The sequence below is a fragment of the Streptomyces sp. NPDC003247 genome (assembly GCF_042888135.1).
Taxonomy (GTDB): domain Bacteria; phylum Actinomycetota; class Actinomycetes; order Streptomycetales; family Streptomycetaceae; genus Streptomyces.
Map to the genome: position 1 here is coordinate 391,979 of NZ_JBIAPF010000004.1, position 17,391 is coordinate 409,369.

Genomic DNA, 17,391 nt, shown 5'->3' on the forward strand with positions numbered 1-17,391 from the left:
CCGGATCCGGCCCGAACCCGGCGTCAGCCCCGCGAGGGTCACGGGGGCCACGGGCGTCATGGGGGTCACGGGGGAAGCGGCCTCACGCGCCGACCAGCGGCGCCTCCCGCCTGGCCCGCAGGGGGTGGGCCAGCTCCGCCAGGGCCCGTTCCAGACCGTCCAGGTGCGTGAGGGCGGATGCACCGCCGAGCGACGGGAGGTGGTCGGCGGACCACGTCGGCGGGCGTTCGACGTGCGGCAGCGACAGACGGTCGGCGTGCGGCACCGGCAGACCGTCGGCCAAGAGCACCGGCGGACGGTCGGCGTGCGGCACCGGCGGACGGCCGGCGGACGAGGTGGTCCGCGGGTGCGTGAGGTTCGGCCGCGGGCACTCCGCGTGGGCGGCCCGCTCCGGCCCGCCCACGGTCAGCGCCTCCACCGCGCCCTGCACGCGTCGGCAGGCGGCGGCGAGGCGGGCGTCGTGGGAGGCCTCGGGGTCGGCGGCGACCGCGGCCAGGCCGCGGATCTCGCGGGCGCAGTCGTCGAGCAGGGCCAGGACCCGGCGGGCACGCCGCTTGCGGACGAGGACGGGGTTCAGCGGGTGGACGAGCGGGGCGACGGAGAGCCGTACCCGGCCGAGGAGCTGTTCGAGTTCGGCGACCCGTGCGGCGGGGTCGGCCTCCGGGTCGCCGGCGAGGCGTGCCGCGGCCTCCGCGGCGCAGGCGTGGACACAGCGCAGGGCACGCCGGATCCAGCCGTCGGTGACGGTGTGGGTGGTGACGGGCAGCACGAGCAGGACGGCCAGTACGGCACCGAGGGCGCCCACGCCGGTCTCCGCGGCCCGCAGCGCCAGCAGGGCGGGGTCGAGGACGCCGAGGAGTCCGTAGAGCAGCTCGGCGAGCAGGGTCACCCAGAGCATCATCCAGGTGTAGGAGACGGCGGCGGTGTAGAAGATGCCGAAGACGCTGACGGCGGCCAGGGCGGCCGTGGGCACGCCGGCGCCGTTCACGGGGACGGCGACGAGCAGTCCGAGTCCGATGCCGAGGACCGTGCCGAGGACCCGGCGGAAGCCGCGCACCAGGGTCTCGCCGCGCGAGGTGGTGTTGACGAAGACCCACCAGGTGGCACCGACGGCCCAGTACCAGCGCTGGCCCGACACCAGCTGGCCCACGACGAGGGCGAAGCCGGCGCCCGCCGTGGCCTGGACCGCCTGACGGGTGGTGACGCGGACGAGTCCGCGGCCGCCCGGCGGCGCGGGAACGGGAGCGGGCGGCAGCCGGCGCTCGTAGCACCAGACCCCGAAGCGCACCACCGCCGCGCTCGCCACGGACAGCACGACGGCCGCGCACAGCTCGGGCAGCCGGCCGCCGGTCGCGTGCAGGAACTGCGCGACGAAGAACATCATGAACGCGAACACGCCGAGGCTGTGCCCGCGGGGCCCCCAGCGGCGCGCGTACACGCCCGCGCCGACGACGGCGAGGAAGGTGAGGTCGCGGGCCACCGGGTGGTCGTGCAGCAGGGCCGCGGCCGCCAGCACGGGCAGGCCGACGGCGGGCAGCAGCGCGGTGGTGACCGCCTGGCCGCGCACGGTGGCGTCGGTGACGGTGAACAGGGCGAGCAGCGCGGCGAGCCCGCCGGTGACGGCACCGACCAGGGACTGTCCGGCGAGGCCGCACGCCACGACCGCCGACCCGATACCGAGGACGGCCCGCGCGGCGAACCGCAGCCGCGCCCGCCCCGGGTCCGGAGCCACGAACACCCTCTTCAGCACTGCTTCCCACCCCTCCGTGACACCGGCACGCAAAAGGCGCCGCGGTGTCCGCAGCGCCATCGATATCCCCATGACAGCATCCAGGCCGCCACTGGCTCAAGTGTCTGCTCCAGAGGTGAGCCAATGGCTCATTACCTTGCGTACCGGCAAGGCCATCAGGAGGCCAACGGTTCAGGATCGAACGGCTCACCCACAGGGCGCACCACTGAGCCATTGGTACAGTCGAGGGAAGATCGCAGGCCCGCATGCAGACCGAGGAGGCCGGGCACCCCGTGGCCGTGGACGAGCTGGACACCCGCATCCTGCGCCTGCTGCTGGAGCAGCCGCGTACCAGCGCGCGCGAGTACGCGCGCGTCCTGGGCATCGCCCGCGGCACCCTCCAGGCCCGCCTCGACCGGCTGGAGCGGGAGGGCGTCGTCACCGGCACCGGCCCGTCCCTCTCCCCCGCGGCACTCGGTCACCCGGTGCTGGCGTTCGTGCACATCGAGGTCACCCAGGGCCACCTCGACGACGTGGGTGACGCGCTGGCCGCCGTGCCGGAGATCGTCGAGGCGTTCTCGATCACCGGGGGCGGCGACCTCCTCACCCGGGTGGTGGCGCGGGACAACGCGCACCTGGAGGACGTCATCCAGAAGCTCATCAGTCTCCCGGGCGTGGTCCGCACCCGCACCGAGGTCGCCCTGCGCGAACGGGTGCCGTACCGCCTGCTGCCGCTGGTGGAGTCGATCGGCCGGTCCGCGGCCGGAAAGTGACCCCGAGCGCACCCGGCGGCCGGTCCGGCCGCCGGAGAGCGACCGCACACAAGGGCGGCCGATCCCGTCCACACCGTTGACGCCCCTCCGCGGCGCCTCTAACGTCTGGTCGATCACTCGCACACTGTCCGTGATTTCGAACATTCTGGCCTCCGGAGGAGCAGTAGATGGCGCAGCCCCTCACCAGACGGACCCTCTTGCAGAGCGCGGTCCTCGCGGCCTCCGTCCCCGGCATCGCCGGTGGAGCCTCCGTGGCGGCCTCGGCGGCCACCGCGGCCCCGACCGCCGCGCTCCCGCCCCCGGCCGCCTGGACCCTGCTCCCCTTCGACCTCGGCAGCGTCTCCCTCGGCCCCGGCGTCTTCGCCGACAAGCGCCGGCTGATGCTGGACCACGCCCGCGGCTACGACGTGAACCGGCTGCTCCAGGTGTACCGGGCGAACGCGGGCCTCTCCACGCTGGGCGCGGTCGCCCCCGGCGGCTGGGAAGGGCTCGACGGGGAGGCCAACGGCAATCTTCGCGGCCACTACACCGGCCACTTCCTGACGATGCTGTCCCAGGCCTACGCGAGCACCGGCGACCAGCTGTACGCGGACCGGATCGGGACCGTGGTCGGCGCGCTGACCGAGGTGCGCGAGGCGCTGCGGCGCGACCCGGCCGTGCTGAGCGTCACCGGCAGGTTCGGTACGGCCGTGGAGAACGTCCGCGGCTCCTACCAGTACGTCGACCTGCCCGCCGGCGTCCTCGGCGGCGCGTCGGAGATCACCCTGGCCGCCTGGGTGAAGCCCACCCACGCGGGCACCTGGGCCCGTGTCCTCGACTTCGGCGACGACACGACCCGCTATCTGTACCTGACCCCGCGCAACGCCGGCGGGGTTCCCCGGTTCGCCGTCACCACCGGCGGACCCGGCGCCGAGCAGGGCCTCGACGGCACCGCCCCGCTCCCCCTCGACGAGTGGAGCCACCTGGCGGTGACCCTCGCGGGGAGCACCGGGACGCTGTACGTCAACGGCACGGAGGTGGCCCGGAACACGGCCATGTCCCTCACCCCGGCCGCCCTGGGCACCCTCGCCCACCACTGGCTCGGCCGCTCCCACTACGCCGCCGACCCCGTCTTCGCGGGCGCCTTCGGCGGCTTCGACGTGTGGTCGCGCGTCCTGAGCGCGGCGGAGATCGGGGGCCTGCAGAGCGTCCGCGGCGCCGGCGACCTCGCCTCGTACGCCTTCGACGAGACGTCGGGCTCCACCTTCGCGGACGCCTCCGGGCACGGCCTGACCGCCACCCTGCGCCGCACCTGGGGCGGTCCCAGCCACCCCGGTTTCCTCGCGGCCTACCCGGAGACGCAGTTCATCGAGCTGGAGTCGATGACCGCCAGCGACTACACACGGGTGTGGGCGCCCTACTACACCGCGCACAAGATCCTGCGAGGCCTGCTGGACGCCCACCTCGCCACCGACGACGCCCGCGCCCTCGACCTGGCGTCCGGGCTGGGCGACTGGATGCACTCCCGGCTGTCACCCCTGCCCGAGGCCACGCTCCAGCGGATGTGGGGCCTGTTCTCCAGCGGCGAGTTCGGCGGCATCGTGGAGGCGATCTGCGATCTGCACGCGCTCACCGGCAAGGCCGAGCACCTCGCGCTCGCCCAGTTGTTCGACCTCGACCGGCTCATCGACGCGTGCACCGCGAACACCGACATCCTGGACGGCCTGCACGCCAACCAGCACATCCCGATCTTCACCGGGTACGTCCGGCTGTACGACGCGACGGGCGAGGAGCGCTACCTCACCGCCGCGAAGAACTTCTGGGACATGGTCGTACCGCACCGCATGTACGGCATCGGCGGCACCAGCACGGGTGAGTTCTGGAGGGCGCGGGACGTCATCGCGGGCACCCTCAGCGCCACGACCGCCGAGACCTGCTGCGCGTACAACCTGCTGAAACTCAGCCGGCTGCTGTTCCTCCACGAGCAGGACCCGAAGTACATGGAGTACTACGAGCGGGCCCTGCTCAACCAGGTCCTCGGCTCCAGGCAGGACACCCCCGACGCCGAGAAGCCGCTGGTCACGTACTTCATCGGCCTCACGCCGGGACACGTCCGCGACTACACCCCCAAGCAGGGCACCACCTGCTGCGAGGGCACCGGCATGGAGAGCGCCACCAAGTACCAGGACTCGGTCTACTTCGCGGCCGCCGACGGCAGCGCCCTCTACGTCAACCTGTACAGCCCCTCCACCCTGACCTGGGCGGAGAAGGGCGTCACCGTCACGCAGAGCACGGACTTCCCGCGCGAGCAGGGCACCACGCTCACCGTCCGGGGCCGGACCGCGTCCTTCGCGCTGCGGCTGCGCGTGCCGTCCTGGGCGACCGCCGGGTTCCGGGTGACGGTCAACGGCCGCGGGGCCGGCGGCACCCCCACCCCGGGGAGCTACTTCACCGTGTCCCGGACCTGGCACGACGGGGACACCGTCCGCATCGAGGCGCCGTTCCGGCTGCGCGTCGAGAAGGCCCTGGACGACCCGTCCCTGCAAACCCTGTTCCACGGCCCGGTCCATCTCGTCGCCCGCGACGCCGCCACCACCTACCTGGAGTTCGGCCTCTACCGCAACGCGGCCCTCTCCGGCGACCTGCTGCCCTCCCTCACCCCCGTGGACGGGAAGCCGCTGCACCACACGCTGGACGGGACCGAGTTCGCCCCGTTCTTCGAGGGCGCCGAGGACCCGACCCACGCCTACGTGCGCCGGGCCGAACCCCGGGTGGTCTTCGGCAACAGCGACTCGGGCGTGGCCAACCCCGCCAAGGCGGACGGCACCACCCTGCTCGACGAGGTGTGGGCGGGGGCGCCGTTCAGCGGGAAGGCGGCGCTGGTGGCCCGGGTGCGGAGCGTGGTGAACGCCTGGGTGGCCGACGGGATGCTCGGCCAGGCCGACGGGGAGACGGTGGTGAGCACGGCGCGGAGCGCGACCTTCGCGCCGTGACGGATGACGGATCGCAGATGGCTGATCACGAATCACAAATGACGGATCGCGGATGACGGATCGCGGATCGCGGATCGCGGATCGTGTGACTGACGTCGCCCGGTGCGCGGCCGTTACGACCGGCGGCGCGGCCTGCCGCCGCCGGTACCGCGCCGGCCGCCGCCCTGGGCGCCGCCGGCGCGGCCGCGGGTCCCCCCACCCGCCGCGGCCTTGCGCGGGGCGCCACCGCCGGAATGCGGAGCCCGCCGTTCGCCCTTCCGCTCCTGCTTGCGGTCGCCCTTGCCGTCGCCGCTCCGCTCGCCCCGGCGCTCCACCGGTGCCTGCTGGGCCCGGCCGCGCGTGCTGTTGACGGTGCGGCCCCGGACGATGCCGATGAAGTCCTCGACCAGGTCGGTGGTCGCGTCCTCGGGCCACGACAGCGCGACGCTCGACTGCGGGGCGTCCACGACCGGGCGGTACGTGAGGTCGCGACGGTGGTGCAGCCGGGCCAGCGACTGGGGCACGACCAGGACGCCGATGTTCGCCGCGACCAGTTCGATCGCGTCCGCCGTGGTCGCCGGGCGCTCGAAGGCGGGCTCGCCGGGCAGCCGCTCCCAGCCGAGGACGTCGTCGAGGGGGTGGAGAACCACCTCCTCGGCGAGGTCGTCGAGGGTCACCTCGTCCGCCGCGGTCAGCAGGTGGTCCTTGGGGACCACGACGACGCTCGTCTCGGTGTAGAGGGGGATCGCGCTGAACACCGTACGGTCCACCGGGAGCCGTACGAAACCGGCGTCGGCGGCACGGTCGCGCAGCACGCCGGAGGCCTCCGCCGCCGTCACCTGGAGGAGGGCGAGGGGGACGTCGGGCAGGCGCTCCTCCCAGGTCCGCACCCACTTGGCGGGCGTCACTCCGGGGACGTACGCGAGCCGGAACGAGGGGAAATCCGCCGAGTCGGTCATCCCGCCAGGCTACCGGCTGTGGTCGGGGGCGCCGTCGGCGGCCGATAGTCTGGACGGCATGAAGTCGCACCAGAGCACCCAGACGATGAAGCCCGCGACCGCGGCGAAGAAGCTGGGTGTGTACCTCCCCGCCACCCCCGCCGAGTTCCAGGAGGGTGTCGTCTCGCGCGCCGAGCTCAACGAGCTCCAGGCGAACCCGCCGGCGTGGCTGCGCGCGCTGCGGGAGAGCGGTCCGCACCCCCGTCCGGTCGTGGCGGCCAAGCTGGGCGTGTCGATCGCGGGACTGGCCCGGGGCGGCGTCACCGAGGCGCTCACCACCGAGCAGATCGAGGCCCTCAAGGCCGCCGGTCCCGAGTGGCTGGCGAAGGAACGCGCCACCCAGGCGGAGGTCCGCAAGGAGGCGGTCCGCCTCAAGCAGCGCAACGCCGAGAAGGCGGAGAAGGCGGCGCAGGCGGAGCAGGCCGCGCGTACGGAGCGCTGACCCGGAACCCGGCCGACGGTTCGCGGGCACGGCTCGCGGCCGACGGTTCGCGGGCACGGCTCGCGGGCACGGCTCGCGGCCGACGGTTCGCGGGCACGGTTCGCGGGCACGGCTCGCGGCCGACGGTTCGCGGGGCACGGTTCGCGGGCACGGCTCGCGGCCGACGGTTCGCGGGCACGGTTCGCGGGCACGGCTCGCGGGGCACGGCTCGCGGCCCGGGTTCCTGGCAGGTTCCCGGCCGGGAGGAGGCACTCGACGGCGGCGCTCCCGGCGTGGCGCGTGCGGCGCCCGGGTCCCTCACCCGCGCCGTGGCGCGCCGACGCTGAGGGCGTTGGCCAGGACGACGGCGGCGACGGCCGTCCAGTCGACGAGGCCGAGTCCCTGACCGAGCCCGATCCACCCGACCAGCGCCGCCAGCACCGGGTTGACGCTCATGAACAGGCCGAACGCGGCCGGGGGCACGTGCCGCAGGGTGAAGAGGTCGGCGAGGTAGGGCACCGCCGAGGACAGCACACCGGCGGCGACGGCGCAGCCCACGGCCGACGCGGTCGGCGGGTGGTGGAGCACCAGGCCGCCCCCGACCGGCAGGAACACCAGGGCCGAGACGGCGGCCGCCACCGCGGAGCCCTGCGCTCCCGGCACCCGGCGCCCCACGGTCCGGTTGAGCAGGATGTACGACGCCCAGCACACGGCGGCGATCAGACCGAGCCCCATCCCGAGGTAGTCGGTACTGGCCTGCGGGCGCATCAGCGTCACCGCGCCCACCGCGGCGATCACCGCGCAGCAGGCGTCGACGCGGCGGCGCGCTGCGGCCAGGGCGATGGTCAGCGGACCGAGGAACTCCAAGGTCACCGCCAGCCCGAGGCCCACGCGGTCGATCGCGGTGTAGAGGGAGAGGTTCATCGTCCCGAACACCAGGGCGAGCAGCAGGATCGGCCCCCACTGGTGCCGGGTGAGCGCCCGCAGGCGAGGGCGGCCGACGGCCAGCAGGACGACCGCGGCGACGTACTGGCGTACCGCCACGACACCCACGGGGCCGAGCACGGGGAAGGCGAGGGAGCCGATCGCCGCGCCGGTCTGGTTGGACAGTCCACTGCCGACCATGACGGCCACCCCGGCGAGCCGCCGACGGGCGGGCGGAACCGGGGGTGCGAGCGGAGCCACGGGCGCGGGAGCCCTTCCGGGCGGGGAAACGGCGGACATGGGGGGATCGTCCTCCGCGACCACCGGTGCGCAAAATGCATGCGATGCGCCATCTATACGATGGAGTAATGGATGGCGCGCCACCCACGGAGCTCAGGCAAGGCGTGGAAGGCGGTGGCGGCGGAGAAGGCGGCAGGGCCGACCGGAGAACGGGAGTACGGGAGTGGGGTGACCGGAGTGAGCAGTGCGACGGACGTGGAGCTGCGGCAGCTGCGGTGTCTCGTGGCGATCCTCGACGAGGGCGGCTTCACCGACGCCGCGGCCGTGCTCGGCGTCTCCCAGGCGGCGGTCTCCCGCACCCTCGCCTCCCTCGAACGAGCCCTGGGCGTACGGCTGTTGATGCGCACCTCACGGGTGGTGACACCGACCGCGGCCGGGCTGCGCGTCGCGGCGCACGCACGGAAAGTGCTGGGCGAGGTGGACGCGCTGGTGCGGGAGGCCTCCCACCGGCACACCCGGCTGCGGATCGGCTACGCCTGGTCGGCGCTGGGCCGGCACACCCTCGCCTTCCAGCGGCGGTGGGCGGCGGAGCACCCGGCGACGGACCTCCAGCTGGTGCGCGTCAACTCCCCGAGCGCCGGGCTGGCCGAGGGCGCCACCGACATGGCGGTGGTGCGCAGACCACTGGACGACCGGCGGTTCGACGCCGCTCTCGTGGGGCTCGAACGGCGTCTGTGCGCCCTGGCCGCCGACGATCCGCTGGCCCGGCGGCGGTCCGTGCGGCTGGCCGACCTCGGCGGACGGACGCTGCTGATCGACCGCCGCACCGGCGCCACCACCCCCGACCTGTGGCCCGCCGGCGCGCGGCCGGCCACGGAGGAGACCCACGACGTCGACGACTGGCTCACCGTGATCGCCACCGGCCGCGGTGTCGGCATGACCGCCGAGTCGACCGCGAACCAGTATCCACGGCCCGGGATCGTCTACCGTCCCGTCCGCGACGCCGAACCGGTCGCCGTGCGCCTGGCGTGGTGGCGCGACGACCCCCATCCGGCGACCCAGGCCGTGATGGAGCTGCTCACGGCGCTGTACCGTGCGCAGTGAGCCCCCGGGAGTCGCTCGGGGGCCGTCGGGCTGACTACGATCTGGTCAGGTTCACCGACGTGGGTGTTTCGAGGTTGTTGGGGGTCGGGATGGTTGCTGGTCGTGTGGTGCGCTTCGACAGCCAGCGTGGTTACGGGTTCATCGCGCCCGATGACGGCGGCGAGGATGTCTTCCTGCACGTGAACGACATGCTGATGCCCGAGTCGCAGGTGCGGCGGGGCGTCGTCGTGGAGTTCGAGATCGAGGACGGCGAGCGCGGGCCGAAGGCGTCCGGGGTGCGGCTCGCGCGGGGCGCGGACGGCAAGCCGCTGGCGGCCGACGACGACGTCCTGTGCGATGTGCTCAGCACGGAGGAGTTCACCCGGGACGTCACCGAGGCCCTGCTGACGGCGGCGCCCTCGCTCACCGCCGAGCAGATCCTCCAGGTCCGCGGCTCGCTGGCCCAGTTCGCGAAGAACCACGGCTGGGTCGAGGGCTGAGATCCCCGGCCGGGCCTCCCGGCCGGACGTTCCGTGTCGCGCCGGCTCCGGTGGAGCCGGGGCGGACACGGGCCGGTGTGCCCGCCGTCTCCGCCCGTGCCGAGCGTGTGCCGGCCGTCCCCGCCCGTGCGAGCGTGTACCGGCCGCGGGAGGTGCGGGCGGCCTCGAAGTGTGCCGGAGCCGTCGGTGTCCCGGGCGTCGACGCCGGTATCAGGGCCCCCCTGTCGACCGCCTCGATGATCGAGGCGACGCCTGCCGTCCTGCGCGTCTCCCGGAACGTCGTCGGGACGTCGCCGCCGGAACGTCGGCGGAACATCGCCGGGACGCCGGGCGGAACGAGCGGCTCGTGACCGGAACGAGCCCTCCGCGGGCGGCTGTCCGCTCGTCGGGCCAGACACTCTCACGTCGTTGACCTGTGGCTTTGTCCCGGTGGTGCCGCGCGTCGCCGAGCCGCCGCCTCGGCCCGGGACCCGTTGTCAGTGGCCTGTTCTACAGTTCCCGTCACTTGATCACTGCGGGTGCGGGAGGCACACATGGGGTGGGTGTCGGCCGGCGACTACGAAGTCGCCCTCGACGACGGCAAGGTGGTGTGCCGCAACGCGGCCGGGCGGCGGTTGAAGTCCGTACCGCCCAAGATCGCGGACGATCCGGCCGTGGTGGGCCTGCGTCAGCTCGTCGAGTGGCTGGAGCGGCACGAGCGCCAGTGCCTGTCCGACGTCGAGCGGTGGATGGTGCGCTCGCTGCCGGTACCGCTCACGGTCTTCACCCGGGTGTGGCCCGACCCGGCCTGGCGAACCGCCCTGCGCGACCTCGTCGTCACGGGGGCCGACGGCGAGGTGGCCGGTTTCCTGCGGGACGCCGACCCCGAGCGCGGTCTCGGTCTGGTCGACCTGGACGGCGACACCGTCCGGATCGCACCGGACCTCGTCCGGCTCCCGCACCCGGTGCTCCTCGACGACCTGGAGGAACTGCGGGAGTTCGCCGTCGAACTCGGCGTCGAACAGCGCGCCCAGCAGCTCTTCCGCGAGGTGTGGCACCGGCCCGCCGCACTCGACGCGGAGGCCGCCTCCGTCGAGGACTACGCGGGCGGGCTCTTCAAGCAGCTGCGGTTCCTGCACGGCCGGGCGGCGCAGCTCGGCTACCGCGTGCGCGGCGGCCACGCCGTGTGCTCCGTCATGGAGGACGGCCGTGGCGTCGAGGCCCGGGTGTGGGTCGGTGACTACGACGGCTACGAGGAGACGGAGACCGGCCCGCTGGTCTTCACCGACGGCGCGGGGCGGGCGCTGAAGCTCGGTCAGGTCGGTCCGGTGGCCTGGTCGGAGGGCATGCGCATGGCGGCCGCACTGTACGCGGGCCGCGACATCGAGGACGAGGAGCAGGCGGCATGACGTACGACGAGACCACCACGGCCGCGCTGCTCGACGCCGGTGCCGTCCTGCCTCCGGGCACCACCGGCCGGGAGGACGCCGACGTCCTCACCGTCCGCACGTACACGCACCCCGTCCTGGACGACCGGCAGGTCGTGCGGCTCGTGGCGGGCACGCTCGGCGAGGCCGAGGACCTCGCCCTGGACTTCCTGGGGCTGGTCCGCGAGCCGGAGACCCCCGAGGTCGGCCAGGTGCGCCGGGAGACGCTCGGCTTCCCCGCCTGGGCTCTGGTCAACGACCCGGCCAACGGGCACCACGCGCTGGCCCTGGTCAAGGACGTCGAGCGGCTCGCCCGGCAGGCCAAGTCCCGCCCCGGCACCGCCAAGGAGGGCTTCGAAGCGCTCGGCACGAGGCTCGGCCGGGCCGTGCCGCACTTCCTGCCCACCTTCTACGAGCAGGCCGCCCGGGTCTTCCTCCAGCACGAGAACACCACCTACGCGGCCGCGTTCTTCGGCAAGGCCCGCGAGGCCGAGCGGGTGCACGCGCTGGCCGTCGACGAGGAGCGGCAGCGGGCCGTGTTCCTGGAGTTCGCCTTCGCCGGGGCACTCACGGTCAAGGCGCTCAAGGAACACGTGAAGGCCCTCGCGGCACGGCTCAGCCCCGCCGACGCCTGGGCGCAGTTCCGGCAGCTGACCGTGGAACGCTGCGCGGCCGGCATGCCGCCGTACGCCTCGCTGCCCCAGGACGCGCGCGGGCTGATCAAGGCCGCCGGGCTCGACCGGGTCACCGAGGAGTGCTCCCTGGTCGCCGACCTGCTCGCCTCCCCGGCGGCGGTCCGGGCGCCCGCGTCCTTCTGGAACACCTACCGGGCGGCCCTCGTCGTCCTGGCCGAACAGCAGCCCGCCGTACGGGCCCGGCTGCTGGAGATCATGCCCGCGGGCCTGGGCCGGTCCACCGAGGACGACGAGTTCTGGCTGACGCTGCTCGCCGAGACCCGCGCCGACCTGCTGCTGACCGGGGACGCCGGGGCGACCGCGGGCGGGGAGGACCCGGCCGCCGGTGTCGACCCGGCGGACTGGCTCAGCCGCTGGGCCCTGCACCGCAAGCACGGCTCGTCCGTCTCCGACCGCTCGCCGTCCACGCTCGCGCTCGTCGAGCGGATGGCGCCGCGGCTGCGCGCCCGGGGCCGCGCCGTGGACCTCTTCACGGGCCGCTGGCACGCCGGCGCCGACCTCGACCTGCTGGACCTGTGCGTCGCTCAGGGCGTACCGCTGACGCCGCCCGCGGCCGACCAGGACGTCTTCCTGCCACTGAACCGCTGGTTGCAGGACGCCCGGCCCGGCCGCCGCGATCTGACGGCCCTCGCCGCCGACCCGTGCCACCGGCGGCTGCTGTACACGTCCGTCGGCACCCTGAGCGGCCACCGCCCCGAACCGAAACTGCTGGACGGCCTGGCCGGGCACCCGGTCCTCGCCGACGTGCTGCGCGAGTGGCTGGACGACGCGGCCGGGGAGCTGACCGCCGCGGCCGGCCTGCCCGCGGCCCGTACGGCGCTCGACCGGCTGCGCCCGTTCCGGACGGTCGCCGCCCAGGTGAGCCCGGCCGCCGTCGCCAAGGTCGCCGCGCACCGGGCGGCGCCGCTGCTCGGCCGCACCCTGCGGGCCGGGATCCCCGACGAGCTGGGCTGGCCCGCCCTGGAGAAGGCGCTGGCGCGGCTCGACGCCGAGACCCGGAGCGGCCGCGACGACACCCTGGCCGTGGAGGAGGCCTGGCCCGCGCTGATCCTCTCCCGCCGGCACAAGGCGATCGTCGTCGGCCCGCAGGAGATCCTGCTGGAGCACGACCTGCGGCTGCCCGCGGAACTGGACCGCTGGCAGCGCCCCGTCTTCCGTTACACGGACGGGGAACTGCTGGTCATGTGGCGGCAGGGCGGCAAGCAGTTCGGCTACTGGTCGGCCCGCCCGTCCGAGGTGTTCCCGCTCGGCGGCGAGCAGCTCCCCCACTGGTACGGCAGCAGCGACGCGGGCGAGCCGTCGATCCCGCTGCCCGGGGGCGGCCGCGCCACCGGCGGCCGCGCCCTGCACGCCGGGGACACGGTCGTACCGCCCGGCCGTCCCGTCCTCGGGGACGGCACCTCGTACTGGCGCCAGGGCAGGGAGGGCCGCCGCCGCGTGTGGCTGGAGTACGACCCGGCCACCGGCACGCACGGACGTGCCTCGCTGCCCGCGTTCCTCCGGACCGGGATCCGCGAGGACACGACCCTGCTCCAGCAGCACTGCGCGGTGCTGCCGCTCCAGCCCGGTCTGGAGCACAGCCCGTTCGGCACGGACGGCACGGTCCTCGGCCGCTGGGTGCGCCGGGAGGGCACGGGCACCGAGGCCCGTACGACCGCCGGCACCCCGGACGGGCGGACCGTCAGCCTGCCGGCGGGCCGGGGCCGGAATGCGGGCGTGCCGCTCGGCGCGCTGCGTCTGCCCGGCGCCGAGCCCCTGGTGGTCGCCCTGCACCGGCACATCGCCCTGTACACGGCGGACGAGGAGGCGGGCGCACTGGAGTGGGGGCGGGTGACGCCCCTGGAGCGCGGCGGCGAGTTCGCCGCCGGTACGCGCCTCGTGCCGCCGGTCGACTTCTGGCACGCGCTGCGGCCCCGGGACGAGGAGGCGTCGGCGCTCCTGCGGGCCCTGGGCGACGACCGGGCCGAGGAGCTGCTGCGCGCGGGCGCCCAGGCCCTCGCGGAGCGGGCGGCGCTGGTGGCGGCGGCGGCCGAGGCGTCGGGCGCGGCCGCGGCCGCGGCGGGCACGGCTGCCGGCACGTCGGTCGCGGGAACGTCGGTCGCGGGATCATCGGCGGTGGGGGTGACGGCCACGGGGACGGCGGACGCCGAGCCGGCCGTCCCGAGCGCCGACCGCATGCTCAAGGACGCCGTCTCCCGTTGCCTGCCCGAGCTCACCGAGCCGCACCTGCTCGCCGGTGTCGCCTCCCTCGTGCGTGCCGTGGTACGTCTGGCGGAGTCGACCGCCGCCTTCGTGGCGCCTCCGGTGGAGCGGCCGCAGGCCGACCGGCGGCGTACCGAGGGCATGTTCGGCGACTACCGCCCCGAGAACGGCGACGACCAGACCCTGCGCGAGGCCGTGGGCGGATTCGCGCACCTGCACGGCTGGGCGGGCAGCGACGCGCGCCACACCGTCCTGCGGCAGATCCGCGCCGTGAACCACGTGCTCTCCGGGAAGCCCGCCGACGGCAGGCCGCTGCCCGCGGGGGCCAGGCTCACCCCAGCCGCCGGCGGATGGGACAGCGACGACTTCACGGTGCCGGGCATGGGGCTGATGTGGCCGTCCGTGCTGGACGCGCTGCGCCCGCTCGCCTACCGCGCCGCCTCCTCGACCGTCACGGAGGCGCACCGGGAGGCGTTGCTGCTGCTGTTCGAGGCGATCACGGAGGGGCCGCTGGCCGCACCGGGCGGCGCCCTGCGCGAGATCGTGCTGAGCGAGCCGTTGCCCAAGCAGGAGCGGTCCGGCCAGGTGCTGCGCCGGGACGGCCGCACCGTGGTCGTCCTCGACTGCCGGAACGTCGACACGCGGGGCGGGCGCGTGCACTGGCTCGCCCTGGACCACGATCCGGCGGGCGTGTTCGGCTCGGTCGCCCACTTCACGCTGGAGAGGGAGACCGCACACCCGCCGGTGTTCGCCGCCGACGCGCTGGCCGCCGTGACCCGGCTGGTACGGGACAAGGGGGCCGCGCCCTGGCAGACGGAGGCGCCCGACGCCCTCGCCGCGGTGACCGGGGGCGGGCTGGGGCTGGTGCAGGCGGCCCTGCTGCTCGCGGGCAAGCCGGGACAGCTCACGGACGAGGTGATCGCCGCGACCGGCCTGAAGCCGCGTCAGAAGAACCTGGGCGACGCGCTGCTGGGCTCGCTCCCGGCCGACGACCTGGCGGCGCTGACCGGCGCCCTGCTGCCGGAGACCCCCGGTGACCTGTGGACCCGCGGACCCGACACGGACGCGGCGGGCCGGGTGTGGCGGGAGCGGCTCGGCGGGATCGTCCGGCTGCCCGAGGACCTCGCCGGTGAGCTGTCCCTCGCCGGCCTGCCCACGGTCTCCGCCGAACAGGTCCTCAATCCCGGGCGTACCCCCTGGCTCAGCCGCACCACGGTCCAGCGTCCCGACAAGGACGGCGACCTGGTCCCGGACGATCCCGACGCGCTGCCGGGACGGTACGACCTGACCCGTGGCGTGGCCGCACTGGCGGGGCTCGCCTACTCCCTGCCGTACGGCCACCCGCTGCGGACCGCCCTGCCGGAGGGCCTGGCCGCGCTGCGCCGCCGGGTCGCCGACCCGGGGCTGCTGCTGGACCTCGACGTCACCTGGGCGGAGAACGGCGGGACGACCGCGGCCCAGCTGCGCGGGGCGTACGGTCTGCCGGCCGCCGGGGGCGCCGGCGCGGACGGCCTGACGCGGCTGGGCGAGGCCCTCGTGCTGCGCCCCTGGTACCAGGACGAGGAGGCCGTCCTGGTGCGCCCGGCCGGGCTCACCGGGCCGGACGACGCCGTGTTCGGGCTCGTCGAAGGGCTGACCGGGGCGGGCCGCGGCGACGGTCTGCGGGCGCTGCGGACGGTCCTCGGCGACGACCTCGCCCGCGCCCTCGCCGCCGGTGGCGGCACCGAAGGGCCCGCCGGGTACGCGCAGGACCCCACGGTCAGCGTGCCGGAGCTGGTGTCCGAGGTCGCCGTGACGCACGGCCTCGGCGAGGACGCCGCCGCGCTGTACCTCCAGCTGCTGGCCCTGCCCGACCCCACGGACCGCAACTGCGTCCGCTGGACCGGCTGGAAGCCCGCCCGGGCGAAGAAGGCGCGCGCCGAACTCGCGGCCAGCGCTCTCGTCGTCGAGGCCAAGCGGCCGCGGGCCGGACGCACCCTGTTCCTGCCGTGCGGCTGGTACGACTTCAAGGCGCCCGCGCTGCCGGTGGAGGTCTGGAAGGAAGGCCTGTACCCCGTCCGCGACCATTCCCTCGCCGTGCCCCTGGTGCCGGTGCCGGAGCTGTTCACCCGTGCGTGGGACCGCGTCCGCGCCGGGGACGCCCCGGCCTACGAGGAACTCACCACCCGCGCCACCCGCAAGGGCCGCCGCCGATGACCGCCGTCCCGCCCCACCTGGAAGACACCACGTCGATGACCACCGCCCTCACCTCGTCCCCCGCCCGCCAGATCGTGCCGCCGGAGGAGCGGCACGCCGCCGAACTGGCCTTCCTCGCCGCCTACGACGACGGGCCGCGCCCGCCCGCCTGGCGGCTCACCCCGCGCGCGGTCGTCACGTTCGTCATGGGCAGCGACGGCCGGGCGCTGAAGCTGCCCGAGGGAGCCGAGGTGCCCGAGGGCGTGCCGCGCCGCATGGTGGTCGAGGGCAAGTTCGTCGGCGACCGGGCGCTGGTCGAGCGGTGTGTGGTGACCCTCGCGGGCGAGCGCGGTCTGCTGCTGGTCGGCGAGCCGGGCACCGCGAAGTCCATGCTGTCGGAGCTGCTGTCGGCGGCCGTGTGCGGCACCAGCGGCCTGACGGTCCAGGGCACCGCCGGCACGACCGAGGACCAGCTCAAGTACGGCTGGAACTACGCCCTGCTGCTGGCGCAGGGCCCCAGCCCGCAGGCGCTGGTGCCGTCGCCGGTGCTGACCGCCATGCGCCGGGGCGCCGTCGCCCGGGTCGAGGAGGTCACGCGCTGTCTGCCCGAGGTGCAGGACTCCCTGGTGTCGCTGCTGTCGGAGCGGCGCATCGCCGTGCCCGAACTGGCGGGCACGGAGGACGCGTTGGCGCACGCGGCGCCCGGGTTCAGCCTGATCGCCACGGCCAACCTGCGGGACAAGGGCGTCTCGGAGATGTCCGCCGCCCTCAAGCGGCGGTTCAACTTCGAGACGGTGGGCCCGATTCCGGACCTCGACGCGGAGACCGCGCTGGTGCGCGGGCAGGCGCGGGCGTCCGTGGAGCGGGCGGGGGCGCCGTTCCAGGTCGACGACGCCGTGCTGGAGGCCCTCGTCACCGCGTTCCGGGACCTGCGGGAGGGCCGGTCGGCGGAGGGCTGGGAGGTGGAGCGGCCGTCCACGGTGATGAGCACCGCGGAGGCGGTGTCCGTCGCGGGCGCGCTGGCACTCGCGGCGGCGTACTTCCCGGGGGACCGCGACGTGCTCGGCCTGCTGCCGGGGCATCTGCTCGGCGTGGTCCGCAAGGACGACCCCGCCGACGCGGCCCGCCTGCGCGGCTACTGGGACGGCCCGGTGCGCCGCCGCGCCGAGCAGGGTTCCGCCACCTGGCGCACCCTGTGGGACCTGCGCGCGGTCCTGGAGGGCTGACGGCCGTGCCCCTCACCCCCAGCACCGGGTCTCCCGGCACCTCCGCCGACGCACCGGCCGCCGTGCCC

At 74.9% G+C, this 17,391-nt stretch carries 11 protein-coding genes; 8 read left to right on the forward strand and 3 right to left on the reverse strand.

Going from position 1 to position 17,391, the window contains the following annotated elements; all coding sequences use genetic code 11:
* Positions 1–82: 82 nt before the first annotated feature.
* Positions 83–1,750, reverse strand: coding sequence for an FUSC family protein (locus ACFYWQ_RS15415; RefSeq protein ID WP_389516583.1), 1,668 nt, complete (start codon positions 1,748–1,750; stop codon positions 83–85).
* Positions 1,751–2,022: 272 nt separating this feature from the next.
* Between ACFYWQ_RS15415 and ACFYWQ_RS15420 the strand changes: the two genes are divergently transcribed.
* The gene (locus tag ACFYWQ_RS15420) at positions 2,023–2,502 is read left to right on the forward strand and encodes an Lrp/AsnC family transcriptional regulator (protein ID WP_385062927.1); all 480 of its coding nucleotides are present in this window, start codon (positions 2,023–2,025) and stop codon (positions 2,500–2,502) included.
* A gap of 167 nt (positions 2,503–2,669) precedes the next feature.
* Complete coding sequence (locus ACFYWQ_RS15425; protein ID WP_389516585.1) at positions 2,670–5,474, forward strand: beta-L-arabinofuranosidase domain-containing protein; 2,805 nt, start codon at positions 2,670–2,672, stop codon at positions 5,472–5,474.
* A gap of 113 nt (positions 5,475–5,587) precedes the next feature.
* On the opposite strand, the gene ACFYWQ_RS15430 is transcribed toward ACFYWQ_RS15425, so the two are convergent.
* On the reverse strand, positions 5,588–6,412 hold the full coding sequence (locus ACFYWQ_RS15430) for a LysR family substrate-binding domain-containing protein (RefSeq protein ID WP_389516587.1): 825 nt from the start codon (positions 6,410–6,412) through the stop codon (positions 5,588–5,590).
* A 58-nt stretch (positions 6,413–6,470) separates the two neighbouring features.
* Between ACFYWQ_RS15430 and ACFYWQ_RS15435 the strand changes: the two genes are divergently transcribed.
* On the forward strand, positions 6,471–6,893 hold the full coding sequence (locus ACFYWQ_RS15435) for a DUF5997 family protein (protein ID WP_389516589.1): 423 nt from the start codon (positions 6,471–6,473) through the stop codon (positions 6,891–6,893).
* A 297-nt stretch (positions 6,894–7,190) separates the two neighbouring features.
* Here the strand turns inward: ACFYWQ_RS15435 and ACFYWQ_RS15440 are convergent, their stop codons facing one another.
* The gene (locus ACFYWQ_RS15440) at positions 7,191–8,006 is read right to left on the reverse strand and encodes a DMT family transporter (protein ID WP_389517416.1); all 816 of its coding nucleotides are present in this window, start codon (positions 8,004–8,006) and stop codon (positions 7,191–7,193) included.
* A 267-nt stretch (positions 8,007–8,273) separates the two neighbouring features.
* Here ACFYWQ_RS15440 and ACFYWQ_RS15445 point away from each other — a divergent pair, with 267 nt between their 5' ends.
* The 5 genes from ACFYWQ_RS15445 to ACFYWQ_RS15465 all read left to right on the forward strand — a co-directional run bounded on the left by ACFYWQ_RS15445 (position 8,274) and on the right by ACFYWQ_RS15465 (position 17,323).
* Positions 8,274–9,140 (forward strand): LysR family transcriptional regulator, encoded by an 867-nt coding sequence (locus ACFYWQ_RS15445; RefSeq protein ID WP_389516591.1) that lies wholly within the window; start codon positions 8,274–8,276, stop codon positions 9,138–9,140.
* 89 nt (positions 9,141–9,229) lie between these two features.
* Positions 9,230–9,619, forward strand: coding sequence for a cold-shock protein (locus tag ACFYWQ_RS15450; protein ID WP_389516594.1), 390 nt, complete (start codon positions 9,230–9,232; stop codon positions 9,617–9,619).
* 533 nt (positions 9,620–10,152) lie between these two features.
* Complete coding sequence (locus ACFYWQ_RS15455; protein ID WP_389516596.1) at positions 10,153–11,007, forward strand: DUF4132 domain-containing protein; 855 nt, start codon at positions 10,153–10,155, stop codon at positions 11,005–11,007.
* Positions 11,004–16,118: a hypothetical protein gene (locus ACFYWQ_RS15460; RefSeq protein ID WP_389516598.1), complete on the forward strand. Its 5,115-nt coding sequence runs from the start codon at positions 11,004–11,006 to the stop codon at positions 16,116–16,118. Before ACFYWQ_RS15455 ends, ACFYWQ_RS15460 begins: the two co-directional genes overlap by 4 nt.
* A gap of 35 nt (positions 16,119–16,153) precedes the next feature.
* A complete protein-coding gene (locus ACFYWQ_RS15465) occupies positions 16,154–17,323 on the forward strand; it encodes an AAA family ATPase (protein ID WP_389517418.1) in 1,170 nt (389 codons plus the stop codon).
* Positions 17,324–17,391 lie beyond the last annotated feature (68 nt).